22 protein-coding genes and 1 pseudogene are annotated in these 26,515 nt (G+C 63.7%); 17 read left to right on the forward strand and 6 right to left on the reverse strand.

Annotated elements, in window-relative coordinates; genetic code table 11:
• Nucleotides 1-214: 214 nt before the first annotated feature.
• From AB4048_RS10980 to AB4048_RS11060, 17 genes are all read left to right on the forward strand, one after another.
• Complete coding sequence (locus tag AB4048_RS10980) at nt 215-475, forward strand: hypothetical protein (protein WP_442201983.1); 261 nt, start codon at nt 215-217, stop codon at nt 473-475.
• Nucleotides 472-1,821, forward strand: coding sequence for a DUF4255 domain-containing protein (locus AB4048_RS10985; protein WP_442201984.1), 1,350 nt, complete (start codon nt 472-474; stop codon nt 1,819-1,821). The genes AB4048_RS10980 and AB4048_RS10985 overlap by 4 nt, the downstream gene beginning before the upstream one ends.
• On the forward strand, nt 1,818-3,815 hold the full coding sequence (locus AB4048_RS10990; RefSeq protein ID WP_442201985.1) for an ATP-binding protein: 1,998 nt from the start codon (nt 1,818-1,820) through the stop codon (nt 3,813-3,815). Before AB4048_RS10985 ends, AB4048_RS10990 begins: the two co-directional genes overlap by 4 nt.
• Nucleotides 3,812-4,066 (forward strand): hypothetical protein, encoded by a 255-nt coding sequence (locus AB4048_RS10995; protein ID WP_442201986.1) that lies wholly within the window; start codon nt 3,812-3,814, stop codon nt 4,064-4,066. The genes AB4048_RS10990 and AB4048_RS10995 overlap by 4 nt, the downstream gene beginning before the upstream one ends.
• The gene (locus AB4048_RS11000; protein WP_442201987.1) at nt 4,063-4,191 is read left to right on the forward strand and encodes a hypothetical protein; all 129 of its coding nucleotides are present in this window, start codon (nt 4,063-4,065) and stop codon (nt 4,189-4,191) included. Before AB4048_RS10995 ends, AB4048_RS11000 begins: the two co-directional genes overlap by 4 nt.
• Nucleotides 4,188-4,847, forward strand: a complete 660-nt coding sequence (locus AB4048_RS11005; RefSeq protein WP_442201988.1) for a CIS tube protein — start codon at nt 4,188-4,190, stop codon at nt 4,845-4,847. The genes AB4048_RS11000 and AB4048_RS11005 overlap by 4 nt, the downstream gene beginning before the upstream one ends.
• A 13-nt stretch (nt 4,848-4,860) precedes the next feature.
• A complete protein-coding gene (locus AB4048_RS11010; RefSeq protein ID WP_442201989.1) occupies nt 4,861-5,214 on the forward strand; it encodes a Base plate wedge protein 53 in 354 nt (117 codons plus the stop codon).
• Between the two features lie 15 nt (nt 5,215-5,229).
• Nucleotides 5,230-6,354 (forward strand): hypothetical protein, encoded by a 1,125-nt coding sequence (locus tag AB4048_RS11015; protein WP_442201990.1) that lies wholly within the window; start codon nt 5,230-5,232, stop codon nt 6,352-6,354.
• The gene (locus AB4048_RS11020; RefSeq protein ID WP_442201991.1) at nt 6,351-6,863 is read left to right on the forward strand and encodes a phage baseplate assembly protein V; all 513 of its coding nucleotides are present in this window, start codon (nt 6,351-6,353) and stop codon (nt 6,861-6,863) included. Before AB4048_RS11015 ends, AB4048_RS11020 begins: the two co-directional genes overlap by 4 nt.
• 14 nt (nt 6,864-6,877) lie before the next feature.
• On the forward strand, nt 6,878-7,195 hold the full coding sequence (locus AB4048_RS11025) for a hypothetical protein (protein WP_442201992.1): 318 nt from the start codon (nt 6,878-6,880) through the stop codon (nt 7,193-7,195).
• Nucleotides 7,196-7,208: 13 nt separating this feature from the next.
• Nucleotides 7,209-7,580: a GPW/gp25 family protein gene (locus AB4048_RS11030; protein ID WP_442201993.1), complete on the forward strand. Its 372-nt coding sequence runs from the start codon at nt 7,209-7,211 to the stop codon at nt 7,578-7,580.
• Nucleotides 7,577-10,123, forward strand: a complete 2,547-nt coding sequence (locus AB4048_RS11035) for a putative baseplate assembly protein (RefSeq protein ID WP_442201994.1) — start codon at nt 7,577-7,579, stop codon at nt 10,121-10,123. Before AB4048_RS11030 ends, AB4048_RS11035 begins: the two co-directional genes overlap by 4 nt.
• The gene (locus tag AB4048_RS11040) at nt 10,120-12,786 is read left to right on the forward strand and encodes a putative baseplate assembly protein (RefSeq protein ID WP_442201995.1); all 2,667 of its coding nucleotides are present in this window, start codon (nt 10,120-10,122) and stop codon (nt 12,784-12,786) included. Before AB4048_RS11035 ends, AB4048_RS11040 begins: the two co-directional genes overlap by 4 nt.
• On the forward strand, nt 12,783-14,903 hold the full coding sequence (locus tag AB4048_RS11045) for a hypothetical protein (protein WP_442201996.1): 2,121 nt from the start codon (nt 12,783-12,785) through the stop codon (nt 14,901-14,903). The genes AB4048_RS11040 and AB4048_RS11045 overlap by 4 nt, the downstream gene beginning before the upstream one ends.
• A gap of 61 nt (nt 14,904-14,964) precedes the next feature.
• Nucleotides 14,965-18,189 carry a DUF6519 domain-containing protein gene (locus AB4048_RS11050; RefSeq protein WP_442201997.1) on the forward strand — a complete coding sequence of 1,075 codons (3,225 nt, stop codon included), beginning with the start codon at nt 14,965-14,967 and terminating at the stop codon, nt 18,187-18,189.
• A 50-nt stretch (nt 18,190-18,239) separates the two neighbouring features.
• Nucleotides 18,240-18,755, forward strand: a complete 516-nt coding sequence (locus AB4048_RS11055) for a hypothetical protein (protein ID WP_442201998.1) — start codon at nt 18,240-18,242, stop codon at nt 18,753-18,755.
• A 191-nt stretch (nt 18,756-18,946) separates the two neighbouring features.
• The gene (locus tag AB4048_RS11060; RefSeq protein WP_442201999.1) at nt 18,947-19,768 is read left to right on the forward strand and encodes a bifunctional allantoicase/(S)-ureidoglycine aminohydrolase; all 822 of its coding nucleotides are present in this window, start codon (nt 18,947-18,949) and stop codon (nt 19,766-19,768) included.
• Nucleotides 19,769-19,803: 35 nt separating this feature from the next.
• On the opposite strand, the gene AB4048_RS11065 is transcribed toward AB4048_RS11060, so the two are convergent.
• From AB4048_RS11065 to AB4048_RS11090, 6 genes and pseudogenes are all read right to left on the reverse strand, one after another.
• On the reverse strand, nt 19,804-20,115 hold the full coding sequence (locus tag AB4048_RS11065) for a potassium channel family protein (RefSeq protein ID WP_442202010.1): 312 nt from the start codon (nt 20,113-20,115) through the stop codon (nt 19,804-19,806).
• Nucleotides 20,116-20,311: 196 nt separating this feature from the next.
• Nucleotides 20,312-20,524 carry a hypothetical protein gene (locus tag AB4048_RS11070; protein ID WP_442202000.1) on the reverse strand — a complete coding sequence of 71 codons (213 nt, stop codon included), beginning with the start codon at nt 20,522-20,524 and terminating at the stop codon, nt 20,312-20,314.
• Nucleotides 20,521-21,303, reverse strand: a complete 783-nt coding sequence (locus AB4048_RS11075; protein WP_442202011.1) for a DUF2092 domain-containing protein — start codon at nt 21,301-21,303, stop codon at nt 20,521-20,523. Before AB4048_RS11075 ends, AB4048_RS11070 begins: the two co-directional genes overlap by 4 nt.
• A gap of 221 nt (nt 21,304-21,524) precedes the next feature.
• On the reverse strand, nt 21,525-23,141 hold the full coding sequence (locus AB4048_RS11080) for a bifunctional aspartate transaminase/aspartate 4-decarboxylase (RefSeq protein ID WP_442202001.1): 1,617 nt from the start codon (nt 23,139-23,141) through the stop codon (nt 21,525-21,527).
• 47 nt (nt 23,142-23,188) lie between these two features.
• The gene (aspT, locus tag AB4048_RS11085; RefSeq protein WP_442202002.1) at nt 23,189-24,880 is read right to left on the reverse strand and encodes an aspartate-alanine antiporter; all 1,692 of its coding nucleotides are present in this window, start codon (nt 24,878-24,880) and stop codon (nt 23,189-23,191) included.
• Between the two features lie 141 nt (nt 24,881-25,021).
• Nucleotides 25,022-26,515 (reverse strand): annotated as a pseudogene (locus AB4048_RS11090) (decarboxylase); the annotation flags it as partial.

Consider the following 26,515-nt stretch of genomic DNA (forward strand, 5'->3'; position numbering starts at 1 on the left):
GCAACGCCCGACCCTTGACAGCGACCAAAGCCAACGAAGCGATCGCCCTCTACTGGTCCGCGTCGCAGACGCCGACCAACCCGAGGCTTCGCCATCTCCGCTGCACGCGAATGCGAGGCAAGGGCAGACGGTGCACCCCGCTCCATCGGATGCGTATCGAGCAAATAGAGACCCCCCCCAGCCGGCTCCATTGCGGGCCCCTCGGGCCACGCAGGTGACCGATCGTCCGAGCGCTGCGGCGGTCGCAGACGCGGCGGCGCGCACACTGTCCGCGCCGATCAGCGACACGGCGATGGCGGGCCGTATTTCTGCCCGCAACCAGGAAAGCCCGATCGTTCACGTCACCATCGACCGGCTTGAAGTGCGCTCGGCACCCTCGCCGAAACCTGCCGTCGAACAACGCCGGGAGCGACCCCAGCCGGCCGTATCGCTCTCGGACTACCTTCGCGGCAATGGATCGGGGAGGCAGGGATGAGTTCGCCGCTTGCCATCGGCGCTGTCAGCGCCGTCCTGCGCAACCTGCTTGATAACGGCCTTGTCGAGGCGGGCGCGGCTATGGGCGTGACAGTCGATGTCAGTGCGGTGGCGCCCGACATGATCGACCTCGATAACGACGACGCGCCGCTGAAGCTCAACCTCTTCCTGCATCAGGTTACCCCCAATCAGGGCTGGCGCAATGCCGATCTGCCGTCCCGTGGAGCTGCCAGCGGCGAGCGGCTCACCAATGCGCCCCTGGCGCTCGATCTGCACTATCTTCTGACCGCCTACGGCAGGGCCGATTTTCAGGCGGAGATCCTGCTGGGCTACGCTATGCACCTGCTCCACGAGCGGCCAATGCTCGACCGGGCCGCCATCCGGCGGGCGCTCGACCCAAGCCCGCTTGATGTGAGCATGCTGCCGCCCGCGTTCCAGGCGCTGACCGCCTCGGACCTTGCCGAACAGGTCGAGCAGATCAAGATCACCCCTTCCGCGATGAGCACCGACGACATGTCCAAGCTCTGGTCGGCGATCCAGACACACTACCGGCCATCGTCGGCCTATCAGGTCTCGGTCGTGCTGATCGAAGGCACCAAGCCGGCGGTTTCCCCTCTGCCGGTGTTGTCGCGTGGTAAACGCGATACGGTCACGCATCGTGATCGTGGCGTGGTGGTCAATCCTGATCTGCTGCCGCCGCTTCCCACGCTTCTGACGACCGTGCCGCAAACCGAGCAGACGGCTGCCCGGCTCGGAGAGCCGGTTACGATCACCGGCGTCAGGCTGATCGGCGCGGGCCATGTCGTGCGGCTCTCCCACCGGCTCTTCGCCGCTCCATTCGAAATTCCGCCGACCGCGATCGACGCAGCCGGAGCCAAGGTCACCTTCGCGCTGCCGAACGACGCAGCCGCGCAAAGCGCGCTGGCGGCCGGGCAATTGGCGGTAAGCATCCGCTTCGTTCCGACCGGAGAGCCCGATCCTCATGAAACCAACGCCATCCCGCTGCTGGTTGCAGCAGCGCCGGTGATAGCGGCCGACGGCGTGCTTGGCTTGCCTGCGGCGACAGCGACGCGCGGCGGAGTGCCGCCGAAGGTCACCGTCAAGATCGCGTCACGCCCGCAAGTACGGCGCGAGCAGCGCGCCAGCCTGCTTCTCGATTCCGTCGCGGCCAATGCCCTGCCCCGCGCGAACAACAGCGATCCCCTGGTGTTCGAATTTCCCGACACCGTCACGGCCGGGCAGCATTGGGTGCGGTTGAGGGTCGACGGCACTGACAGCGTACTGATCGACCGCAGCGGCCCGGCGCCAGCTTTTGACGTCACGCAGCGCATAACGGTGCCGGCATGAACGCCTCCTTTGAAAACGCTCGCCCGGCCTCGATCAGCCGGCTTCCGACCTGGAGCGAACTGAATAGGGAATGGCTCGTCGGCGCCATCAGCCAGCTACGCCAACGCATCGAGGCGCGATCGGTCAATGCCGTTTCGGAGCCGGTTCCAACCGCCCACGACAGTGCCATTGAACCGGCAACGGGCTTCACGCCGGCCCTGATCCATTGCGCCGAAACTTTTTTCCTCTCCCCTTTCGAGCGTGAACTCCTGTTGCTGGTGGCCGGCCTCGAACTGGATGATGGGCTGCGCATTGCGGTATCCGGCTTCTCGGGCGGTGCGGCACGGGCGAGCTACGGTCTCGCGCTGGCGACGCTGGTTCAGCCACATTGGGACGCGCTGTCGCCGGACTCGCCGTTGCGCTATTGGCATATGGTCGAACCCGAACCCGGTCTTCCGCTGACACAGGCCGCGCTTCGCGTCGACGAACGCATTCTCCACTTCATCTCAGGGGTCTCGGCGTCGGACGCGCAGATAGAAGGTATCGCTAGCCTCGTCACGCCGGGCACGCCCGACGATATCGGCGACCACGTGCCCTCGGCTGAGCGTGTGGCCGCGCTTCTTGCCGACGAGGAACGCCGGCCGGTGGTCGTGCTGCATACGGAGGCGAGCAATCCAGCTTCCATCCGCGAACTCGCGTTGGCGAGCCTAACCGCGCTGGCCCGGCCGGCGCTGTGGATTTCCGCGCTCGATCTTCCCGCCGACCCGGCCAACCTCTCCCTGATTGCCCGTCATGTGGATCGTGAGCATGCGCTGACCGGCGCAATCCCGGTCGTGTCAATCGACAGCCCTGCCGCCGAGGTAACGGCGCTCGCATTCGTCGGACGGCTGAAAGGCCCCCTGCTCTGGCTCGGCACGCCGGGGCATGGCCTTTCTGCGCTGCCGTCACGGCCTGCTGTCCTGCGCTTCGAATTGCCAAAACCGGACATCAGGCAGAGCCGCGAGGCATTGCTTGCCCGCTGGCAACGTCTTGCCCCGCCAGACATTCGCGACGACGCCAAGATCCGGGCCGCGCTGCGCCAAGCCTCCGCGCAATTCCATCTTGGGCCTGCGATGCTCGAACACATCGCCGCGCGCCTTGACGCACCTCCCGCTGCCGCCCGCGCTGGTGCGATATGGGCCGCGGCGCGGGAGGCGGCGCGCGGCGGCCTCGATGCGCTTGCCCAGCGGATAGACACCCAAGTTACCTTCGACGACGTGGTTCTGCCAACCGGCCAGCGCACCGCGCTCAGCGACATCGCGCGCCAGCTGCGCCATCGCGAACGTGTCTATCGGGACTGGGAATTCGGCAAGAAGCACCAGCTCGGACAAGGTCTCGTCGCGCTCTTCGCCGGCGAATCCGGTACCGGAAAGACGCTTGCCGCCGAGGCTATCGCAAATGAAGTGAACCTCGACCTCTACCGGGTCGATCTGGCGACGCTCGTCAGCAAGTATATCGGCGAGACCGAGAAGAACTTGAAGCGGCTGTTCGATGCCGCAGAGACAAGCGGCGCGGTGCTGCTGTTCGACGAAGCGGACGCATTGTTCGGCAAGCGCAGCGAGGTCAAGGACAGCCACGATCGCTACGCCAACATCGAAGTCGCCTACCTGTTGCAGAGGGTCGAGGCCTATCGCGGACTGGCGGTGCTGACCACCAACATGAAGAGCGCGCTCGACCGCGCATTCTTGCGCCGCATCCGCTTCGTCGTCACCTTCCCGCTGCCGGATGTGGCGGCGCGTGAGCAGATTTGGCGCAGGCAGTTTCCCACCGCCGCGCCGGTGTCCGACCTCGACTTTGCAATGCTTGCCCGCCTCAATCTTGCCGGCGGAAACATCCGCAGCGTCGCGCTCAGCGCCGCTTTCAAGGCGGCCGACAAGGGCGCTCCGATCGATCAGGACCTGCTGATGACGGCAGCGCGCGAGGAATTCGCCAAGTTGGAGCGCAATTTCAGCCTTGCGCCGGGAGGCAATCCATGAGGCAACCCAGCCGCCCGCCGACGATCCATGTGCATGTGCGCTCCGTCAGGCTTGATGATCTGGGCGCCACGGAGCTGACGCGCGCAAGGACGGAAATTGCCGAGGGCATCGCGCAGGCGCTGAGGCAAGCCGATCCGCCGATGGCGAACCGGCAACCCACGCCCGCCGACCGAATTGGACATGAGGTGGCCGCGCACCTGGCGCATAGCGGACTGTTGCCGCCAAACGGGTCGAAAAGGAGGTCGATGTGAGCTTCGAAAAATCAGTCGCTTCCGCGGCATCCCGCCATGACCTTGAGGCGCGGCAGGTGATCGACGCGCGGGACACGGTGGACCGCCGTACAGGCACCGTCCTCGAAATTCTGAGGCGCCCATGACACTCACGTCCTCTCCCAAGCTCGTCAAAGGCGGTCTCGTGGTTCTGGCACCGGGCGGCGGCGCGGTGCGCAATTCGATCGCGCTTCAATACAATCCGGACACGCTGACGCGCAGCTACCAGGTGCAGGGCGTCGGTGGAGACGGCGGCGGCGAGCGTGCGCAGCCGTTTCGCCTCAAGGGTCCGGCCATCGAGACAATCAAGCTGGATGCCGAAATCGACGCGACTGATCAGCTCGAATTCCCCGAGAGCCATGCCAATGCCGTTGCGTTCGGCATTGCGCCGCAGCTGGCCGTGCTCGAGGCTCTCGTCAATCCGAGCGTCGACGAGCTGCTCGCGGTCGCAGCCCAGACCGCCGGCGGCACGCTGGAAATCCTGCCCCCCGAAGCGCCGCTCGTCCTATTCGTGTGGACCCGCAACCGCGTCGTACCCGTGCGCGTCACCGATTTCTCCATCACCGAGGAGGCGTTCGACCCATCGCTCAATCCTATTCGCGCGAAGGTGAGCCTCGGATTGCGCGTGATGAGCACCGAGGATCTGGGCTTTACCCACAAGGGCGGAACGATCTTCCTCAGCTATCTGCGCGCCCGCGAAGCGCTGGCGGCAAAGGCCGGACGCGCGACACTCACCTCGCTCGGCATCAACAATATACCATGACGGGAGGCAAGCGATGACCACGACGGATCCGGTCCAACTGCTGATCGAGGCGGGCGCCATTCCCTCGAACCCGTTTTCGTCCAACAGCCGCTACCGCGACGTCGCTCTGGGGCTCTACCAACGCGACGCAAACGATCCCGGTGTCCCCTACGTGCTGCGCCGTTTCATCCCGCAGCAGAAGGACATCACGGTTGCCTTCGAGCACATCGTCCAGAGTGGCGAACGGCCCGACATTCTTGCGGCACAAGCCTTTGGTGATGCCGAACTCTATTGGCGGATCGCCGATGCGAACGCCGTGACCGACCCGTTCGAACTTACCGATACGCTGGCGCGCCGGGTGGCGATCCCGCTGCCTCCGGGTGCTTAGGAAGGGGATGCGACCATGCAAGGCGGCGTACAGCTCTCGCTCAGGATCGGACCGGTGCCCCTGCCAGCGCCGCGCGAACTGCTGGACGCGCTGGTGCATGCCAAGGTCGAGGACGGTTCCGGCGGCACGCAAAGCGGCTTCGAGATGACCTTCGAGCTGCCGGCGCGCTCGCCACTGCGCACGCTCTTCCTGCTCACCGGCGGCGGCAGCCTGCCGCTGATGCGGGTTGTGTTCGTGGTCACGATCAACGGCGGCGCCCATTCGATCATCGACGGGGTGACAACCAATGTGGAAATGCAGCCGGGCCAGGGCGGCGTCTCAAGGCTCGTCGTCAAAGGCAAGGATCTTACCGCGCTGATGGATATCATCGAAATTCCCGGCCTGCCCTTCCCGGCCATGCCGCCGTCCGCGCGCATATTGCTGGTACTGGCAAAGTATGCGGCCTTCGGCGTCATCCCGATGGTGATCCCTAGCATTCTCGACATCCCGCCGCTGCCGGTGCAGCAAATTCCACAGCAGCGTGGCAGCGACTATGCCTATCTGAAGAAGCTCGCCAACGAGGCCGGCTACGTCTTTTATCTCGAACCAGGTCCCTCGCCAGGCACGTCGAAAGCCTATTGGGGGCCGGAAATCCGCGTCGGCGAACCGCAGCCGGCGCTGACGACCAATATGGATTCACACAGCAATGTCGAACAGCTCTCCTTCACCTTCGACAAGGAACGCAAGAAAATCCCGATCGTGTTCTTCCAGGAGCCGAACAGCAAGGCACCGATCGGCCTGCCGATCCCCGACGTGACCCCGCTAAATCCGCCGCTCGGCCTGGTGCCGCCGCTGCCGCCGAAGATCGAGAAGCTCGACGCGACGGCCCATCTCGCCGCACCGCAGGCGCTGATGGCGGGCCTTGCCTTCGCGGGTCAGAACAGCGATTCTGTCTTCGGTAGGGGTACTCTGGACGTCGCGAGGTACGGCCGGCTCTTGAAGTCGCGCCAGCTGGTCGGGGTGCGCGGCGCCGGCCTGCCGTTCGACGGTCTCTATTTTGTAAAAACCGTCACCCACGAGATCGAGCGCGGCTCCTACAAGCAGGGCTTTACGCTCGCCCGCAACGGGCTGGTCTCCACCCTGCCATCGGTGCCGACATGAGCACGGCCCCACTCTTCGGAAAGTACCGCGGGACCGTGGTCAACAATATCGATCCGCTGCAGACAGGACGGATACAGGCAATGGTGCCTGATGTGGCCGGCTTTATCCCCAGTACATGGGCGATGCCCTGCCTGCCGGTCGCCGGGATCAACACCGGCGTCTTCACGGTGCCGATGATCGGGTCCGGCGTCTGGATCGAGTTCGAGCGCGGCGATCCAGACTACCCGATTTGGGTCGGAGGCTATTGGGGTAGTGCTGCCGAAGTACCTGCGTTGTCGCACATGGTTCCGCCCGGCATCAACGGCATCACCATGCAGACGACGCTTACGAACGGCATCGTCATCAGCGACTTGCCAGGCCCGACCGGCGGCATCCTGATCAAGACCGCGACCGGGGCCTTCATCTCCGTGAGCGATGTCGGCATCACCATTTCCAACAACAAGGGAGCGATCATCACCATGACTGGTCCGACGGTGGACGTGAATCTCGGCGCGTTGACGGTGATCTAGGGAGATTGGGACCGATGCCAGCTCCCATCCTGCATCTCGGCGCCACCGTCCTGTGCACCCACGCGGGGCAGGCGACGCCGCTTTCGCCTTTCCCCCGCGTCCTGCTCTCGGGCCAGCCGGCGGTGACGCTGACGAGCCCCTACGCGGTGGCCGGCTGCGCGTTGACCGGGACGCCCGCACCACCCTGCGCAACCGGGCAGTGGCTGGTCGGGGCGTTGCGGGTGACCGCCGGCGGAGCGCCGGTCGTGACGATGAGCGGAAGCTCCGTGTGCGTGCCGACAGGAACGCCGATGGTGCCGGTCGTGGCGCAGACGCGCGTTATCGCGACTTGAGGAGGGATGCGAGATGGCAGGCGACGTCGACTTTCCCTATCACTTTTCCAGCCTCGGCCGCACCGCCACGACCGATCGCGACGACCATATCCGCGACCTGATCCAACAGGTGCTGTTCACTGCCCCCGGCGAGCGCGTCATGCGCCCGGACTTCGGCGCAGGCCTGCTTGCTCTCGTGTTCGAGCCGAACAGCGAGACGGTCGCTGCCGCCACGCAGATGCTTGTTCAGGGCTCGCTGCAGCTCTACCTCTCGCACCTCATCGCCGTACAGGCAGTCGAGGTGGTGAACGACGACGCGGCCTTGCGTGTCGGCGTCGTCTACACCGTGCTACAGGACCGCACCACGCACAGCGCGATCTTCTCTGCGCCGGGAGGGACGCCATGAAATTTCATTGCTGCGACCTCCGCCGCCTCGACGTGCTCCGGCGCCACGGCACCGCCAACGCCATCGACTTCATAGAGGTGCTGGACCGGGACACGCCCCCCGGCGCGCCACGTCAGCAGACCCTGTTCGTGCGGCTGCTGCGTCCCGGCTTCACGATTACGCCCGACAATCTGCGCATCGCGGGCGGAGAGCGTATCCGCACTGTCGGGATAGTCTGGTGCGCGCCGGCCGATGCCCTGCCGCCCGAAGCCGAGCCCGATCTCGTCGACACCGTGGACGACCTGTCGAGGACGCTGGTGATCCGCACGGACAGTTCGGGCGATTTCTCCACCTACACGCTCAGCATCGTCACCAATTCCGGCAGCGACAGCCCTCCGAACGGCTTCGACCCGATCCTTTCGTCGATCGATTTCTCGTTCAAGGTAGAATGCCCGGCGGACTTCGATTGCGCGGATGCGCATATCTGCCCGCCGGAGATCGGCGCGCGGCCTGACATCGACTACCTGGCCAAGGACTATCAGGGTTTCCGCCGACTGATGCTCGACCGCCTGAGCCTGCTCACGCCCGGCTGGACCGAGCGCTCGCCGGCCGATCTTGGCGTGATGCTGGTCGAACTGCTCGCCTATGCCGCCGATAATCTGTCCTACCGGCAGGATGCGATCGCCAACGAGGCCTATCTTGCAACCGCCCGGCAGCGCGTTTCGGTGCGCCGTCATGCGCGGCTCGTGGACTATTTCATGCACGAGGGCTGCAACGCGCGCGCCTTCGTGCATTTCGACGTCATCGGCCAAGGCGTGGCGCTGGCGCGGGCCACGCAATTGCTGACCCGGACCCCGGAATTGGGGCCGGTTGTCGCGCCCGGCAGTCTGGATCTGACCAAGGCGCTCATGGCCGGCGCGCTCGTCTTTGAGACCGCGCATGACGCCTTGCTGGACGAACGGCACAATCGATTATCCTTCTACAGTTGGGGCGACAACGGCTGCTGCCTGCCGAAGGGCAGCACCAGCGCCACCCTCCGGGGCAGTTTCGACACTCTGCAAGTCGGCGACATCCTGATCTTCGAGGAAGTGGTCAGCCCGACGACGTTCGTCGGAGGGGACGCGGACCTGACGCATCGCTGCGCCGTGCGCCTGACGAACGTGAAGCTTGCCGCCGATCCATCCGGCCAGCTCTTCGATGAACCGCCCGTCGATGGTCCGGTCGACGTCACCAGCATCACCTGGGACGCCGCCGACGCCCTGCCATTTGCCTTGTGCCTGTCGGTGGAGGAGCGGCCGGGCCTGGAGATCAGTGTCGCGCTCGGCAATATCGTGCTCGCCGACCATGGGATGACGGTTGCCGGGGAAAGCCTGGGCGAGGTACCCGAGCCCGCCCTATTCGTGGCACAGGCAACTGCCGGATGCAGTTGCGAGGCGCCGGAAGCCCAACCCGTGCCGCCACGTTTTCGCCCTGCCCTCAAGAACGAGCCGCTGTCGCACGGCTTCGATCTGCCGAGCCTTCTCGCGGTTCCGGTCAACGCCGACGAGGCCTGGTGGCCCGCAAGCTCCCTCCTCTTGATCGACGCGCGCACGGCAACGCCGCTGGTCCCCCGACTGACCGGGACGCTCGGCACGGTGATCGAATCCTGGACACATCGCCGCGATCTGCTATCGAGCGGTGCCGCGGCCACGGACTTCATTGTGGAGGTCGAAAACAGCGGTCAGGCGAGGTTGCGTTTCGGCGACGACGAGCGCGGCAAGCGCCCCGATCCCGGCACTGGCTTTGTGGCAAACTACCGCGTTGGCAACGGCGCGACGGGAAATGTCGGAGCCGAGGCGATCGCCCATATCGTCAGCTCCGTCAACGGCACGTTCAGCGCGCTCAGCAATCCCATGCCGGCAGCCGGCGGCACCGATCCTGAGAGCATCGAGACCGTGCGTCGCGACGCGCCGCAAGCCTTCCGGACGCAGGAGCGCGCCGTGACCGCGGCCGACTACGCCGCTGCCGCCGAACGCCGGCCCGATGTTCAGCGGGCGGCGGCGACCTTCCGCTGGACGGGGAGCTGGCATACCGTTTTCGTCACGCCGGATCGCTTCGGCGGCGGCGAGATCGACGGCACGTTCGCCACACGCCTGCGCCGTCATCTCGAACGCTTCCGCATGGCAGGCTACGATCTCGATGTGAAGCCACCGCGCTATGTACCGCTCGATGTCGCGCTGCACATCTGCGTCGAGGACCACTATTTCCGCGCTGACGTGCTCCATGCCGTTGAAAAGGTGCTGTCGAGCGATGTCCTGGCGGACGGGTCCCTCGGGCTCTTCCATCCCGACAATTTCACCTTCGGGCAGTCGGCCTATCTCAGCCGGGTGATCGCGGCGGCACAGGCGGTGGAGGGGGTCGAATCCGTGCGTCCCGACCGTTTCCAGCGTCTCACCAATCCCGATCCCATATCGCTCGACAACGGCGTGATCGACATCGGCAGCCTGGAAATCGCCGAGCTTGCCAACAATCCCAATTTCCGCGAGCGCGGCCGCCTCACGCTCAGCGCTGGAGGCGGCAAATGAGCGCGCCCGTACCTGACCTGAAACCCCATATCCTTCCGCTTGCCGCCGGCAGCGAATGTTGCGGCTGTTGCGAGGGGATCGAGGCGGAAACCCCGCAAGCGCTCTTTAATCGTGGCGGGCTGTCGGCGATCCATTATCGCATCGGCAACTATGCGCAGTTCCGTGAGAGCCTGCATGCGGCGCTGTCGTCCTCGGCTTTTTCCGGTCTTTCGCAGTTACGCTCTCGCGACGATGACGACTTTTCGATCGCGCTCATCGACGCCTTTGCCTGCTCGGCGGACGTCCTGACCTTCTATCAGGAGCGCCTGGCGAACGAATCCTATTTGCGCACGGCGGTCGAACGCATTTCGCTCCAGGAGATGGGTAAGCTTGTCGGCTATCGCCTGCGGCCGGGTGTGACCGCAGAGACATGGCTCGCCTTCGCCCTCGATACGCCGCCCGCCCCGCCCTCCAATCTCGCCCCCGAGCCAGGCAATTTCGTCACCGGCGTGCCGACAAGCCTGACGCTCGAAACCGGGCTCAAGGTGCAAAGCGTCCCCGGACCCAATGAAAAACCGCAGACGTTCGAGTTGGTCGAGACGCTTGCCGATGCGCGGCCCGCCTGGAACGCCATCCGGCCATGGCTCTCCGAGCCGCATTTTCCAGGGCAAGGCGAGAAGGAGGCGTGGTTCGCGGGCGTCGCCACGCAACTGAAACCGGGCGACGCGCTGCTCTTCGTCGGCGCTGCCTACCTCAACGGGATCAACGACGACAATTGGGATTTCAGGCTGATTACCGATGTGGCACCCGACAGCGACAACGACCGGACGCGGGTGACCTGGGCTCGGGGACTTGGCTCGACTCTGCCCGTCTCCAGCCCCGCCACTCCGATCTTCATCTTCGCCCTACGCAAGCGCGCGGCGGTGTTCGGCAACAACGCGCCGGTATGGCGCAGCATGGATGTGCGGTTCCGCGTGGACTACGTCGCCAAATTCGGCGGCGGTATGAACGATCCGGAGTGGCCGGGCTTTGTCGTCAGCGAGATCGGCGCGACCGCCGCCGGCGGCGCTGTTGACCTCGACAGTCTCCAGTCTGACATCGCCGCCGACGTGCCAAGTGCAGTCGAGCGCCGGAGCCTCGCCATTCTGGCCAAGGGCGGCTTCAATCGGGCGGACGAGGCGTTTCCCAGTGGCACCAGCGTGGATCTCTATCGCGTCACCGGCACCAGCGAGGTATCACGCGCTGGCTTTGCCATAGCCAACAAGGTCACACGGTTGGAACTTGCCGGCAACAACCTGGATACCGTTTTCCTATCGCAGGTTCGGGAAACATCCGTGTATGGCAAATCCGAGCTGCTACAGCTTGCACAGCGACCGGTCGCCACCGCCGTCGGCGGCAACAAGATCCCCGTCAATATCAGCGCCGCAGGCCTGCTGCCCGGTCGCCGCCTCATCATCAAGGGAACCCGAGCCAAGGACGCAAAGGCCGTCACGGTCGAAGCGACGCTGGTTGCGGCCCATCCGCTTGGCAGCGTCCAGTGCGAACTGGAAATCACGCCGCCGCTTAACGCCTCTCTCATACGCGCCAGCGTCATAGTCTACGCGAATGTCGCGCTTGCCTCGCACGGCGAGTCCGTCTTCCAGATCTTGGGCGCGGGCAATGCAAGCCAGAGTTTCCAGCGTTTCGAGCTAAAACAGCTGCCACTGACCTACCGGGCGGCCAGCAACGAGATCGGTGCCGCGGCGGAGCTCACCGTTCGCGTCGGCGAAGTCGCATGGACGGAGCTCCCGACGATGTTCGGGGCCAAGCCGACGGCCCGCTCATTTACGCTCGAAACCGACGAACAGGGCCGCAATTTCGTGACCTTCGGCGACGGCCTGCGCGGTGCGCGTCTGCCGAGCGGCGTCAACAACATCCGCGCCGCCTATCGCAAGGGTCTCGGCTCCGAGGGCAACGTCGCACCCGAGAAATTGACGCAACTGATGACGCGGCCGCTGGGGCTGAAGAGCGTCAGCAATCCCCTCCCCGCCGAGGGCGGCACGGACCCCGAGCCTGCGGATGACGCGCGCCAAACGATACCACTGGTGACGCGCACGCTCGGCCGCGCCGTGTCGTTGCTCGATTATGAGGATTTCGCGCGCGCCTTCAGCGGGATCGCAAAGGCTACGGCGCAAGTCCTGCAGCCGCGCTTTGGCCGGACCGTCGCGATCACGCTGGCAGCGCCCGATGGTGTCGTGTTGACCCCGGCAAGTCCCGTCTGGCAGAACCTGCTGGCGGCCCTTAAAGCCAGCGGCGATCCCCATGTCGACGTGACGCTGCTCAGCCATCAGGCGAGTACTTTCCGGCTCGGCCTGCGGGTCAAGGTCGATCCTGCCTACGCCACCGCCACGGTGCTGTCGGCCGTCGAAGCGGCTCTGCGGGCGCATTTCTCTTTCGATGCCCGCGATCTCGGTCAACCCGTGCAGCAATCCGATGTCATTGCAGTGGTCCAGGCCGTGCCAGGCGTCATCGCGGTCGATCTCTCGCGTCTCTACGGCGGCACGCAGCCGGTGGCGCAGACACTGGTGTCGCTTCAGGCGCGGCTGCTCGCCTCCCGCATGCGCGTCGAGACGGGCATTGCCCGCGCTGCCGAGTTGCTGACGCTCGATCCGGCGCCGCTCGATCAGCTGGAGGTGATGGCATGAGCACCTTGACCGCCGAACGCCTCTATTCCCTGCTGCCGGCCGTCTATCGCCTGCGCGACGCCGAAGAGGGCGAGCCGCTTCGCGCCCTGCTTGCCGCCTTCGCCCAGCAATTCGCGGCGCTCGAGGAGAATGTCGAGCAGCTCTACGACGACCAGTTCATCGAGACCTGCGCCGACTGGGTCGCGCCCTATATCGGCGACCTCATCGGCTATCGTCCGCTGCACGGCGTTGCTCCGAAGATCGCCTCGCCGCGTGCCGAAGTTGCCAACACGATCGGCTATCGCAGGCGCAAGGGCACGGCGCTGATGCTCGAACAACTGGCGAGCGACGTCACCGACTGGCCGGCGCACGCTGTCGAATATTTCGAGCTGCTGGCCACCACGCAGTACATGAAGCACATCCGCCCCCATGCCAAAGCCACGGCCGATCTGCGCGACATTGCCGCCACCTTTCGCGTCGGGGGCGCTTTCGAGACCTTTGCCCGCACCGCCGAAATGCGCAGGCCCGAGACACGCGCCGGCCGCTACAACATTCCCAATATCGGCATTTTCCTCTGGCGCCTTTTGGCAATGCGACTAACGGCGTTGCCGCTCGTGCCCGATCCCGGAGACGCCAGCGGCCGCAAATTCCGCGTCAACCCACTCGGCGCGGACCTGCGCCTGTTCCGGCGTTCGCGCACGGAAGACGACATCAGCCATCTTTCCGAGCCGATCAACGTGCCCGAACCGCTCTCGGTACGCCTTATGGCGCTAAGCATCGAGGCGGCGCAGGCAAGCACCGTACCCGCCCCGGATGCCGTGCTTGACGACGACTATGGAGACGGCGAGAGCATCGTCTTCCTGCGGCCGGGCACGCCGCCGGTGCCGGTCTCGGTCACCGAAGTCCGGGTTTGCGACCTGCGCGATATTGTGGATGGCGGCGGCGCCGTCATCGGCTGGAACCACGAGACAGCCGTGGCCGCCGGCACGATCGGCTTCGATCCTGAGCGAGGCCGCGTCCTGCTCGGCGCTCCCGCGGACGGCCCGCTGCTCGCCACGTTCCACTACGGCACGCCGAGCGCGATCGGCGGCGGCGAATACGAGCGCACGCCTGACGGCAGCGCGCTCGCCATGCAGCAGACTGTAGCCAACGGCGACCCACTGCAGCCCGCCCTCGACGCCATTTCCGCCGGCGGCCGGCTGCTGATCGGCGACAGCCTGACCTATGCGCAAACCCCGGTCTTGAAGATCGATGACGTCCTTTCGGTCGGCGCTCCCGGCATCGAGGTCGTGGTGGCCGCGCGCAACCCGACGCGGCCCTTGATCGCGGCGACCGGCGACATTTCGCTGTCGATCGGCGCGCGCGGACGCCTTGTACTCGAGGGCATGGTTTTCAGCGGCGGCACGCTGCGGCTAGCCGCGGCTGCGGACGACGAACCGCGCGAATTGGTATTGCGGGACTGCACCCTGGTTCCGGGCCTCACCCTCAATCCCGATGGCAGCGCCGTGTCGCCGGGCGTTCCGAGCCTGATCGTCGAACATCCATTCGCCAAGGTCTCGCTGGAGCGCTGCATCTCGGGGCCGATTGTCGTCGTCGGCGACGCCGACATCACGCTGACGGACTGCATCGTCGACGCCGGCGCGCCCGAGGGTGTCGCCTATGCAGGCGACAATACCGGTGGGCCAGGCGGGACGCTCACCGTTTCCGAATGCACGCTTGTCGGAAAGGTGCACGCGAAACTGATCGAGCTCGCATCCAACACCATTTTCTTTGCAAGGCTCGGCCCAGCACCAGGCGAAACCTGGCGTGCGCCAGTTATCGCCGAGCGTCGTCAGGAAGGGTGCATGCGCTTCAGTTTCGTGCCCTCCGGCTCCATCGCGCCGCGACGATACCGGTGCATCCCGGACGAGGATCATCCCTTTGCCGTCCCGCAATTCACGTCGTTGCGCTATGGCGATCCGGGCTACGGCCAACTGCGGAGCGCGACCGACCCGTCGATCCGCACCGGCGCCGACGACGAGAGCGAGATGGGCGTTCTCCATGACCTGTTCCAGCCGCAACGGGAAACGAACCTAGGCATCCGCCTCGACGAATATCTGCGCTTTGGTCTGCATGCGGGCATTTTCTACGCCAGCTAGAGGATGACGCGAACGGCGTCATCTTCTGGTTCTAAGCGGAAACCACTCTGGAGGAATCATCATGGGTACCGACTTTTCGAGAGTGCGCCTGAACCCGCTGCTAAACTACGCAGGCGTCGAGCTGAAGCAGGGCGGCGTCCTGCTCGATGCGGATGCGAATGAGTTGGTGGATGTGCTCGACCGGCGCCTGCGCGCGCTTGCCAGCGACACGCTCGGCCGCGCCACCGTTTCCTCGACGACCCCCGATGCCTTCAAGATGAGTGTCTCGGCCGGCTCCCTCCTGATCGGCAAGGGAAGGCTCTATGTCGACGGCCTGCTTGCGGAAAACCATGGCGCGGCCTCCACCGATCCGGCAAAGCGGATGTTTGACGACCTCCTCGCGGAACCGCAATTCGTAGATCCCATCCCCTATGGGGCGCAGCCCTATCTCCCGAGTGCTCCGGCCCTACCGACCGCCGGGCGTCACCTCCTTTATCTCGATGTCTGGGACCGCGAGGTGACGCATCTCGAAGAGCCCGATCTTGTTGAAAGCGCCGTCGGTGTCGAGACGACGTCGCGGGTGCAAACCGTCTGGCAGGTCCGGGCGCTCGGCGACGAAGCCGGAGGCAACGTGACTTGCGCGTCGCCCGATGGCGAACTGTCCGGCTGGGAAGCCGTGATCGCCCCCTCGACCGGCGTGCTGACCACCGGCACCTTCGACGTGGTGCCGGTGGTCGACCCTTGCGAACTGCCGCCGACGGGCGGCTACCGAGGGCTCGAAAATCAGCTTTATCGGGTCGAAATCCAGGACGCCGGACAACCGGGTACCGCGACCTTCAAATGGTCCCGCGAAAATGCCAGCGTCGGCAGTCGCGTGGCGAGCATGATTTCCGGCACCGAGCTCGAGCTGGCGACGCTTGGTCGCGACAACGTGCTGAGCTTCAAGACCGGCGATTGGGTGGAAATCATCGACGACGTGCGCGAGTTTTCGCAAGCCTGCGGGGAAATTCGCAAGATCACCGTCGTCGCCGCGACCCGCCGCATCCAGTTCACGCCGGCCCTGCCCGCGACGATGCTGCCCGCCGCCTTTCCCGACAACACCTTCCCCGAACTCGGGAATCTCCGCGTCCGCCGTTGGGATCAGAGTGGCCGCGTCTTCCGCACCGACCCCGGAGGCACGCCCGTCGAGATCCAGAACCTCGACGCCGCGGGCTCGACCGGCGTCATCGCCATTCCCGCCGCAGACACGACGATCCTGCTCGAAAACGGCGTCACCGTTCGTTTCGCCTCGACCGGCGCCCGGGGCTTTCGCGCCGGCGACTACTGGGTCTTTGCGGCTAGAACCTCCGACGCCTCGGTCGAGCTTCTCGACCGCTCGCCGCCGCGCGGTATTCACCATCACTACGCCCGCCTCGGAATCTGGGATGTCGATACCGGGACGATCACCGATTGCCGCCACCCTTGGCCGCCCGGCGGTAGCGTCGCCGAAGACTGCTGCTGCACCGCGTGCGTCACGGCGGAATCGCATGCCAGCGGCGCATTCACGATCCAGGACGGAGTGAACAAAGCAGCGCAGACGGGCGGCACCGTTTGCCTCGGACCCGGCCAATATACGCTGCGCGAACCGGTACAGATCAACGGCGTCCGATCCGTCGCCATCCACGGACAGGGACCCGCAACCCTGATTGCCGCGATCGGGGGCGCCTTTGCTATCCGCAACTGCCTTGCCATCGGCATCGAGAAACTTGCAATCCTGTCACTCGGCCGCCAACCGGCCATCAGTGTCAAAACCGCCGTCGGCCTGTCGCTGCGGCATCTGCTGATCGCAGTGCTGGAGACCAACGACGGCCGGGCATCAGCGGTTGCGCTTTCAGGTGTCGTTGCTGCGGCGTCCATCAGCGAGAACGCGATTTTTTCGTCGACTGGCATATTGGCCAACGATCCCACGGCTCCCGCCGAAGAGGGAGAGCAGGCGAGCGTCCTGATCACGGCCGCCCTGGCGATCGACGACAACGTGCTTTGGTGCCGGCAGCGGGCTGTGACGCTGAACGGCAGCGTCTTTCACCTGCTCGATACGCGCATCGCCGGCAACGATGTACTCACATGCGCGCAGACGGGCGTGAGCGCACTTGGTCAAGGGTTCTCGGGCTCCTCCATGACGATCAGCCGCAACACGTTCTCGATCGCCGGAAGCGCCATCAGCTGCGGCGTTGACGGCGCGTGGATCAGCGACAACAAGCTCGTCAACACCGCGAATGCGCAAGCAGAGCGGGCCGGCACCGAGGTCGGCATCGCGCTGACAACAGGGCTTGACCGCAACGGCTCGAACCAATGCCAGATCCTGGCCAACCAGATCAGCGGCTTCGCGCAGGCGGGTATCCTGATCGGGTCGCCGGTGCGCAATCTGATCGTCAAGCTCAACATCATCGAGAGCTGCGGCAACGGGATACTCTCGACCGCCGACGCCAATTCGGCCTCGCTCTCGATCGAAAACAACCACCTGCGCGACATCGGACCGCAGAATGTCGATGCGACCGGTCTTGTCGTCGGCATCGGCGTCATTCGCGCGGAGGCGGCGACCGTGGCCGGCAACTCCATCCGCGGCCTGGGTGTCGAGGCCCGATCGTCTGCGCTTCGAGCCGCGATCCTTACCTTCGGCGTCCAGCGCGCGCGGGTGGAGAGCAACGAGGTGACCGGCGTGGCGCCGACCGGCGACTTCGTCGGCCGCGCCGCCGGCATCATGGTGATGGCGCCGCTTGCCGATTTCGAGGTCGCCCAGAATCGCGTCGATCGGGATGCGGTCGAGGTGAACGATCCCAGTAACGGCGACTGGCGCGCGCTCATCGTGCTCGACAGCGATCCCCAAGTCGCGATCGCGCGCACTGGCATGCTGACGACGGTGCGGGTCGACAATGCGAGGCTGCTCGTGCTTGGCGGTGGGCGACCCTATATAGCCACGGTCGCGGGGCTGGCGGCGACCGATCAGCAGAGCGGCGCCAAAGGCTCGGTTCTCGGGAATGCGTTCAACGCGCGCGGCGACGCGCCCGCCGTGGACATCCTTGCCGGACAATGCCTCTTCAACAACAACCGGGTGGATGCGCGCATCAACCGCAAGATCGCCGTCACGCTGGCGACGCCTGTTGTGACTGTCAGCGCCAACCGCGTCACCGGCAACGAATTTTCCATCCAGATAACGAGGGCTACGGCCAAGACGGCGGCCGTGCTCGGGAACATCACCACAGCCGGAATTTCATTGGCGGGCAGCGGATTGCCGCCGCCGTGGGATGCCCTCAATCTGCGCGCATAACAATCACCAAGGGTATTGCGACACGCTTTGATTTCCATCGGGAGGCCAACATGCTGCGAACATTCGTCGTGACAGAGAGCATGGACCAGCAGACCTTGAGCGCCCGACTGTTCGACGGCAGGTTTCGTGGCGGACAGTCGGATGCGGCGCTGGACGCGCTCAAGCGAGCCAATCCGCACGCGGATCTCACCAAACTCAAGCCTGGTACCGTCCTCTTCGTGCCCGATGGCCCTGTCTTCAAGGTCAATGCGACGGCTTCGGTCTCCGCCGCCGTCTTCGACGATTTTCAAAAACAGATCGCACAGGCGCTGGACGAGGCGACGGCGGATCTCAAATCAGGGATCGAGGCGCGCGCCGCTGACCGTGCCGGCATCGCGGCCTTCCTCAAGGGCGCCGCCTTCCGGCGCATCCTCGCCAGCGACGAGGTCGTCAAGCAACAGGCCGACGCCGCGCTCGGGGCATTGGGAGATGAGGAAGAACAGGACAAGCGCTCGGCGGAAACCTTCGAGGCGGCGACCAGATCCGTGGCTTCGGCCCTGGCCGAACTCGGCAAAGTCATCCGCTAGCTGGGCGTGTTGCGACGTTGATTTCGGGACAGCGCTCTACTGGTCGATCGAACGGCGTTAGGGGCAAGTAGAGAGCCAGCTTCTTCTGCGCTATTGGTCTTTATCGCAGGTCCTTGGCATTCGCCAATCGACGGCTTAGAACGTCGGCAACCCCGGAACCGAATTCTAACCTCCTTGGTGTGAGCGATCTCATGAGCAGCAGCAAATATTTTTCCAGCATGGGTGGCCTGCCGCCGCAGACCGAACTCCTGTCGAGTAAGGCTGTGTTCACTACGGCCTATGCGGTTATTCCCCGCAGCGTGATGACGGATATCGTCACCAGCTATTTCCCGCACTGGGATGGTACGCGGGCCTGGGTCATTTCCCGCCCGTTGACCGGTTTTTCCGAGACCTTTTCGCAATACATCATGGAGGTGCAGCCGGGTGGCGGCAGCGAAAGGCCAGAGCCGGACAAGCGCGCCGAAAGCGTGCTCTTCATCGTCGAAGGCGAGATGACCGTCGAGTTCGAAAGTGCGTCGCACGAGATGCGATCAGGTTCGTTCGCCTTCCTGCCTGCCGGTTCCGCCTGGAAATTGCGGAACAAGAGCGCCGCTCCGGTGAAATTCCACTGGATTCGCAAGGCTTTCCAGGAAGTCGAAGGCTTGGCCGCGCCGTCTGCGATCTTCACCCATGAGGACCAGCACGCCCCTGCGGCGATGCCGGACACCAACGGCAGCTGGGCAACGACGCGCTTCATCGATCCGGACGACCTTCGCTACGACATGCACGTAACCATCGTCACCTTCGAGCCGGGCGGCGTCATCCCGTTCATGGAAACGCACGTGATGGAGCACGGCCTCTATGTTCTCGAGGGCAAGGCCGTATATCGCCTGAACACGGACTGGGTAGAGGTCGAAGCCGGCGACTTCATGTGGCTGCGGGCTTTCTGCCCCCAGGCCTGCTACGCGGGTGGTCCCGGGCGTTTCCGCTACCTTCTCTATAAGGACGTCAATCGCCACATGCCCCTGTGGTAGGCGTTTGTCATTGAACGAATGGAAGGCCGGGACGCCTATTTGGTGCTGTTCCGATCGCTCGCGTTCAGGGCCTTCACTGTGATCGCAGCGATGAGGCCGGTCAGCACGATCCCACAAAGACCGATCACCAATGCCAGGACTCGAGATGAAAATTGTTTCGGCGTAAAATCGCCGTAGCCGATAGTCAGTCCCGTTACGAAGGTGAAGTAGAGGGATTCGCCGAGCCCCCAATCCTCTATGCGCCAAATTGCAGCCCCACATCCGAGCATTACCGTGATGATCCCGGACAGGATTGGCCAGACCACACCAAGCTGCTCGACGAGCGCGGCGAAGAACAGGCGCCTCATTTTCTTCGCACGCGGCCCGCTGCCCATTTCCTCTGTCACGACCTTCGACCTTTCTGCAGTTGGCGTCGCGAGGGGCGGGGCAGACCTGCCTCAGCCTGCCTCTCCCACTTTCTCTTTTGCCTAAGCGCTATTCGACTGCCGGTACGCGGACCCGCAGCAGGTCGTGAAGTGAGACACGTCCATTCGAGCCGGGCCCTCAGCAGTGATACACCCCTGCCGCACAACGGCGCGTCGTGCGGCGCGCAACGCCCGCCACGCTGACAGGCGTGAGCGGACGCCCGACCCTTGCCTCCGCAATCGAGACGAAGCCATGAATGCCGGGGATCGAAAGCCCCTCGCCTACATCCAGCCCGGTCAATCCCAGGCCCGCGGCCACCACAAGAATTCCGAGTTTCCTGATTATGGTCATTTGCCACCTCCTACGGAAAAATGCGCGGGTAGTTCGTCGATATCCTTAAGTTCCGCGATGTCGGCCTTCTTGGCGCCGGTTGCGTTTTTGAAGGCGAAATCATCGGCGGCAACGTCAGTGCCTGTTTTCCAATCCCTGATCTGAATGCTGTATTGCGGTGCCCGGTCAACCTTCTTGGCCGTGACCATATATCGGCAGGGATAAGGCTGCTCGCCTTGGGCGATCCATATCTGCCAGTCGACGTCCTTGTTGCGAAACGCGAGATGATCGCATTCCTTACCGCCGATCACGCCGCTGCCGAGATCCTTCACATCGACCACGTCGGCCATCAATTCATTGTAAACATTGGGAAGCAGAAGGTCGGCGCCGGGAATGGGCTTGTGGAGCTTTTCCCTCAATTCATCGACCAGGTGTTCGATAGTACCGGGCACCTCCACCTGAGTGTAGAGATTGAGGTTCTTGCCCAGCACGGTGAGCGTCTTGCCGTCGAAAACCGTCTCGACATCGGCAAAGCCCCCGGTTCGGGCGACACGGATCTTGTCGGGCCGGGCGATTTCAATTGTGCCCGAGCTCGCAAGCAACAGTTTTTGGTGGTCCTTGGTAACGACCTCCAGATTGCTGTCGTATCCGAATGAAATGGTCTTCTGCGCGTCCAGATAATCCGACATCGCCTTGAGCAGCGCCTTGGCCTCCGCGTCACCGGCGCTTGCGTTCGACGGTGCTCCCAAAACAAAGATCAGCGCCATCACCGATGTAAGCGCGGCCGCGCTCGACCACATAGCTTTTCGCGTTATCTTCCTCATTGAAGTACGCCTCCCTCTGGTTGCAGTTCATGACGGCAATGCGCCGTCTGAGCGCCTGTTTCAATCGAGCTTGGGTCGCATTCACCGCCGGCCGCCGGCCACGAAGACCGCAACGATACGCCGGCTGGGCGGCCTCTGACCAAGACCGTCCGGACCAGACCTCGTGGCAAACTGCCGCCCGTTGCGTTGCAGTCCCCTCACTTCTTCGGGGCTGATTTCGACGCTTCGAATGCATCCCTGTAGCCGCGCGCGATCGCGCGCACGCCGCGACCGATATCTTCGTAAGCTTCGTCGGGCAGGTTCGCCAAGGAGACGCGCAACGACCAGTTGGGCGCCTCGAAGCCGCCGCCGTTCAAAAGCACGATGCCGTGCGCTTCTGCCAAGCGGAAAGCGAGATCGAGCGGGTGGATATTTTTCTTTAGGTATTCAACCGCGTCGTCGCCGATATTCTTGCGCGCCCAGAACTCGAAATCGATGAGGCCGTAATAGGCGTCGAAGTTCGCGTTCGGATCGACCTGGAGACCCATGCTGTCGATCATGGTCCGGGCGCGCCGATGGACGATCTCCTTGCATGCAGCCTGATAACGCTTTTCCGCGTCCATCATTTCACTGAGCGAAAAGAGGCTCATCATCACCTGCTGCGGGAGCGAAAGCCCCGCCGTATGGTTGAGCGCCACATCGCGGCTGTCGGCAACGATGCGATCGATGAACTTGAGCTTGCGCGGCTCTAGCGTGAGCGCGCCGTAGCGTTTGTCCAGCGCTTTCAAATCGGCAGCCGCCAACTTGGCGATCATCGTGTCGTAGATGTTGTCCTCGTGCACGGCGATGACGCCGAGCCTCCAGCCGGTGCAGCCGAAATACTTGGAATAGGAGTAGACGCCGATCGTGTTGTGCGGAAGCTCGCCCAGCAAGGAGCGGAAATCGTCGACGAAGGTGCCGTAAACGTCGTCCGTCAGCAGCATCAGATCAGGGCGCTTGGTCTTCACCAGGTGCGTCAGCTTGCCGATGGTTTCACTGCTGAGCGCCATGCCGGTCGGGTTGCCCGGATTGACGACGAAGAACGCCTTGATCTTCGGATCTTCCAGTTTCTTGATTTCCTCGTCGGTGAACTGGAACCGGTTTTCCTGCGGCGCTCTGATATGCACGACCTTGAGGTCGTAGTCCTCCAGGTGCGTCATCTCGAGATACGGCGTGAAAATCGGCGTTCCGAGCGCGATCGTATCGCCAGGATGCAGCAGACGATTTGCCTTCAAGGTTTTGAATATGTAGCACATCGCGGCAGTGCCGCCCTCGACCGCGTAGAGATCGAACTTGCCGGGCGGCCGTGGCTTGCCGCACATCGCCCACATCAGATATTCGTGCACGATCCGCTCGTTGTGGACCAGCATTCTGTCCGGCACCGGATAGTTGTCGCCGATGATGGAATCGACGAGTTCATGTACGAATGCATCGGGCTCGAAGCTGAATGTCTTGGTTGCGAATTGCAGCATCGACGAGAGGAAGCCGGCGCCCGGCATGTCGTCATGCTTTTTCAGCCACGCCTCCAGCCGCGCCGCGATATCTTTGGCCTGCGGCATCCCGGCCAGTCCAGCCGGGTGCTCCATCACCCTCCTGCACTCGGTAAGGGCGAACTGCCCAAGAAGGAAGAAGCCCTCGCGCGGCGTCGTGGCAACCCAATTGGGATTGCCTCGGCCGGCGTTCAGGAACGCCGATTGGGTGGTCCTGGAGGAATTCTTTGCCAGCTGGATCAGCTCGTCCTTGATCTCGAAAGGACTAAGAGCCTCGAATTTGTGTAATGTGAGGGCGTCAGCCATGACCTGCTCCTGTTGTCGGAATTGCGTGAAAGGTCAGTCATTTGCGGTTATGTCATCAACATCACGAGGACCATGCCCCAGGTCGTCAGCAATATGTTTCCGACGGCGTAGGTGACCGTGTAGCCGAGCCCCGGAATCTGGCTGCCGGCGCGGTCGTTGATCATGCCGAGGGCGGCGGTCGTCGTTCGTGCCCCCGCGCAGCATCCAAGCAATAAGGCCTCGTCGAAACGAAACACGTATTTGCCGACATACATTGCAAGGACGAGCGGCACCGTGGTGACGAAGACACCCCAGAGGAACAGGCTGAAGCCGAGCTCCCGAAGCCCCGCCACAAAGCCCGGTCCGGACGAGATGCCGACGACCGCGATGAATATGTTCAAGCCGACGGAATTCATGAACCACACGGTCGACGACGGAATCCGGCCGAAAGTCGGGTGCACCGAACGGAGCCATCCAAAGAACAGACCGGAAGCGAGCGCGCCGCCGGAAGTGGACAGTGTCAACGGCACGCTGCCGACCCTGTAGACAAATGCGCCGAGCAGAGCGCCGATCGCGATCGCCGCACCGATGAACGCCACATCCGCGACATCGGTCGCGCGGTCAGGACGCCCTAGCATCTTGGTCGCCGCCGCTATGTCCTGGGTGCGTCCGACGAGATTGACGATATCGCCCCGGTGCAGCTTGGTGTCCGCGAAAATCGGAATATCCGTCGCGGTTGCCCCACGGGTGATCTTGCGCAGAAACACGCCGCGAGCGCCTTGAGCTTTGGCAAGCTCGGCCAGTGTCATGCCGTCGACCGCTTTGCTGGTGACGTAAACGTCGACGCCTTCTATCGGCACGGCCAGGAGTTCGCGATCATCGACTTCCTCCGCCGTCGCGCCGATCAGATTGACCAGCACCTCGCGGCGGCCGGCCACGGCTACGATATCGCCAGCCTGGATGACGGTATCGGCGGTGGCGTCGATGAGCTGTTGGCCACGGCGAATTCCCTCTATGAACACGCGCTGGTCGGGAAGCATGGCTTCCGCTTCATGCGCGGTCCTGCCGACGATCGGCCCCTCCGCCCGCACGCGAAACGCCCGCAATTCGAACCGGTGCCAGGCCGTCCCCGGACCGCCCAACTCCTTCTTGCCACCGTGCGTCTCCTCGTAGCGCTTGCACGCGGCGGCCAGATCGATGCCAAGCAGCGCAGGCCCGATAATGGAGAGAATGATCGCGGAACCCATGGTGCCGAAGATGTAGGTGACGGCATAGGCAACCGGCATGGCGTCAAGCAGCGCCTTGGTTTCCTCCGGTGGAAGATTGAGGCGGTTGATGGCGTCGGTGGCAAGCCCCATCGACGCGGAGATCGTCGTCGAACCGGCATAGAGCCCCGCCGCTGAGCCTATGCCATAGCCGGCCAGCCTCGCCCCGATATAGGCGGCGGCCAGGCAGAACAGGCAGACGACCACCGAGAACAACGCCTGCGGTATACCGTCCTGCGAAATGCCGCGCACGAACTGTGGTCCAACCCCGTAGCCGATGGCGAAAAGGAACATCAGGAAAAAGGTCGGCTTGAGCGGCCCCGCAACCGTAATCCCGATCTGTCCGATGATCACTGCGGCAATCAGCGTCGCGGTGACAGCCCCGAGCCCCAGACCCTTATAGGTGAAGGAGCCGAAATAGTAGCCGAAGGCGAGCGCCAGGAAGATGGCGATCTCCGGATAGCTTCGAAGTGTCTGGAAGAACCAATCAATCATGAGGTCACCCGTCCCTATGACAGAGCATGTGCGGAAACGCGCGAGCGGTACGGCATATGCTCTTCTTTTCGATGTATTGGCGGCTTCAGACTTCAGGTCGATCCGGCCTGAAATCTTCCTGTCTTATGCTCTCTCCATCAATCATCCGGCGCGCTTRGCCGACTTGCCGGTGCGTTTCGCCAGCGCTTCTGCACGTACCAGCTTCAGCCCTTCGGCSGCGTCGTAGCCATGGATTTCCTTCACGTCGAGCTTGCGCATGAAGTCGATCGTTTCCTGGGTGATCACCTGCCCCGGCACCATGATGGGAAAACCGGGCGGGTAAGGGATGACGAAATTCGCGGAGACGAGATCAGGGCCTTCCTTCAGCCGCCGGTCGATCTCCGGATCCGCCAGTCGGATATACTCGCATCCCTCGGCGTTGTAGGCCGAGTAAAAMCCGCCGCGGATRTCGCCCTCATTGGTCCGTGGTCCGGCATCKGCCCGGAARGCATCATGGAAATGCGAAAAGTTCGGCAAGTCTGGGACATCCGTCATCAGGCTCTTCACCCTTGCATCGAATTCCTTGCGGACATTTGGACCGCTCTCGGCCAGCCGCCGATCGATCTCGCTGCTGATTTCGACCAGCACGCGGATCAGATGAGCGACGTCGCTGCGCGTGTTGTTGATGTTCGATTGCAGCAGGACGGAATTTCGGGAGGTCTTGTTGAGTTGGATGTTGTAGCGGTCTGCCAGAAGCTTCTTGAATTGCGTGCCGTCAAATCCCGCCGTGCCGCAAACAAGCGTCATGCGCGTCGGGTCGAGGCAGAATTCATCCTCCTTGAAGCTGCGCCATGCAGCCACCCAGTTTGACTTGGGATCAAGGAAGTCGGTGAACCCACTCTCGCGGAACATGTCCGGCACCATCTTGTCGGAGCCGAGAACGTGGAAATATTTGGATATCAGCGGGTGTCGCCCAATCGCCTGGCGAATTGCCAGCGCGATCTCGATCGCGTTGTGGACGAGACCATAGCCCTCCAGCTCCATCTGCCGGCGCGCAACGTCTAGACTGGCGATCAATTGCTGGTTGGGGCTAGTCGAGGCGTGGGTGAACACCGCTTCATGAAATTGCGCTTCCACAGTGTGGAACTCGACATCCTTGACTAAAAGCATCGAGCCTTGGCGCAGGGCAGACATCGACTTGTGGGTCGAATTCGTCTGATAGACCCGTAGCTTCACCTTGCGCGGGTCTGGTATCAAACGCGCGTTCAGCAGCGTGTCGTCCGACGGGGTCGCGCCAAGTTCGGCCTGTTGCTTTTCATAGGCGGCAACCGACTGCGGATCGTGGAGCCACGCCTCGATATCGTTGGCGGCCCCCATCGCCGTGCGCGGACGCAGGAACGGCGAGAACCGCGCAAATCCGAACCACGCTTCGTCCCACAGAAAAATAAGATCCGGCTTGATCGCCAGGCATTCTTCCATGACACGTCGCGTGTTGTAGATATGGCCATCGAAGGTGCAGTTCGTCAGGTCGACCATCTTGGCACGGTTGAGCCTGCCGTCTGCTTTCAGGTTCAACAGCGCCTGCTTGATGGTGCGAAGCGGGACCGCGCCGTACATCGAGTATTCCGTCATCGGAAATGCCTCGACATAGAGCGG

This window comes from Rhizobium sp. RAF56 (assembly GCF_052113965.1).
Taxonomy (GTDB): Bacteria; Pseudomonadota; Alphaproteobacteria; order Rhizobiales; family Rhizobiaceae; genus Rhizobium.

Excerpts from the sequence above, each read along its gene's own strand:
- aspT (WP_442202002.1), bottom strand. The coding sequence starts at position 24,880 with ATGATTGATTGGTTCTTCCAGACACTTCGAAGCTATCCGGAGATCGCC.
- AB4048_RS11040 (WP_442201995.1), top strand. The coding sequence starts at position 10,120 with ATGAGCGCGCCCGTACCTGACCTGAAACCCCATATCCTTCCGCTTGCC.
- AB4048_RS10985 (WP_442201984.1), top strand. The coding sequence starts at position 472 with ATGAGTTCGCCGCTTGCCATCGGCGCTGTCAGCGCCGTCCTGCGCAAC.
- AB4048_RS10990 (WP_442201985.1), top strand. The coding sequence starts at position 1,818 with ATGAACGCCTCCTTTGAAAACGCTCGCCCGGCCTCGATCAGCCGGCTT.
- AB4048_RS11020 (WP_442201991.1), top strand. The coding sequence starts at position 6,351 with ATGAGCACGGCCCCACTCTTCGGAAAGTACCGCGGGACCGTGGTCAAC.
- AB4048_RS11070 (WP_442202000.1), bottom strand. The coding sequence starts at position 20,524 with ATGACCATAATCAGGAAACTCGGAATTCTTGTGGTGGCCGCGGGCCTG.
- AB4048_RS11035 (WP_442201994.1), top strand. The coding sequence starts at position 7,577 with ATGAAATTTCATTGCTGCGACCTCCGCCGCCTCGACGTGCTCCGGCGC.
- AB4048_RS11015 (WP_442201990.1), top strand. The coding sequence starts at position 5,230 with ATGCAAGGCGGCGTACAGCTCTCGCTCAGGATCGGACCGGTGCCCCTG.
- AB4048_RS11060 (WP_442201999.1), top strand. The coding sequence starts at position 18,947 with ATGAGCAGCAGCAAATATTTTTCCAGCATGGGTGGCCTGCCGCCGCAG.
- AB4048_RS11045 (WP_442201996.1), top strand. The coding sequence starts at position 12,783 with ATGAGCACCTTGACCGCCGAACGCCTCTATTCCCTGCTGCCGGCCGTC.
- AB4048_RS10995 (WP_442201986.1), top strand. The coding sequence starts at position 3,812 with ATGAGGCAACCCAGCCGCCCGCCGACGATCCATGTGCATGTGCGCTCC.
- AB4048_RS11080 (WP_442202001.1), bottom strand. The coding sequence starts at position 23,141 with ATGGCTGACGCCCTCACATTACACAAATTCGAGGCTCTTAGTCCTTTC.
- AB4048_RS11050 (WP_442201997.1), top strand. The coding sequence starts at position 14,965 with ATGGGTACCGACTTTTCGAGAGTGCGCCTGAACCCGCTGCTAAACTAC.
- AB4048_RS11065 (WP_442202010.1), bottom strand. The coding sequence starts at position 20,115 with ATGAGGCGCCTGTTCTTCGCCGCGCTCGTCGAGCAGCTTGGTGTGGTC.
- AB4048_RS11010 (WP_442201989.1), top strand. The coding sequence starts at position 4,861 with ATGACCACGACGGATCCGGTCCAACTGCTGATCGAGGCGGGCGCCATT.
- AB4048_RS11025 (WP_442201992.1), top strand. The coding sequence starts at position 6,878 with ATGCCAGCTCCCATCCTGCATCTCGGCGCCACCGTCCTGTGCACCCAC.
- AB4048_RS11005 (WP_442201988.1), top strand. The coding sequence starts at position 4,188 with ATGACACTCACGTCCTCTCCCAAGCTCGTCAAAGGCGGTCTCGTGGTT.
- AB4048_RS11075 (WP_442202011.1), bottom strand. The coding sequence starts at position 21,303 with ATGTGGTCGAGCGCGGCCGCGCTTACATCGGTGATGGCGCTGATCTTT.
- AB4048_RS11055 (WP_442201998.1), top strand. The coding sequence starts at position 18,240 with ATGCTGCGAACATTCGTCGTGACAGAGAGCATGGACCAGCAGACCTTG.
- AB4048_RS11030 (WP_442201993.1), top strand. The coding sequence starts at position 7,209 with ATGGCAGGCGACGTCGACTTTCCCTATCACTTTTCCAGCCTCGGCCGC.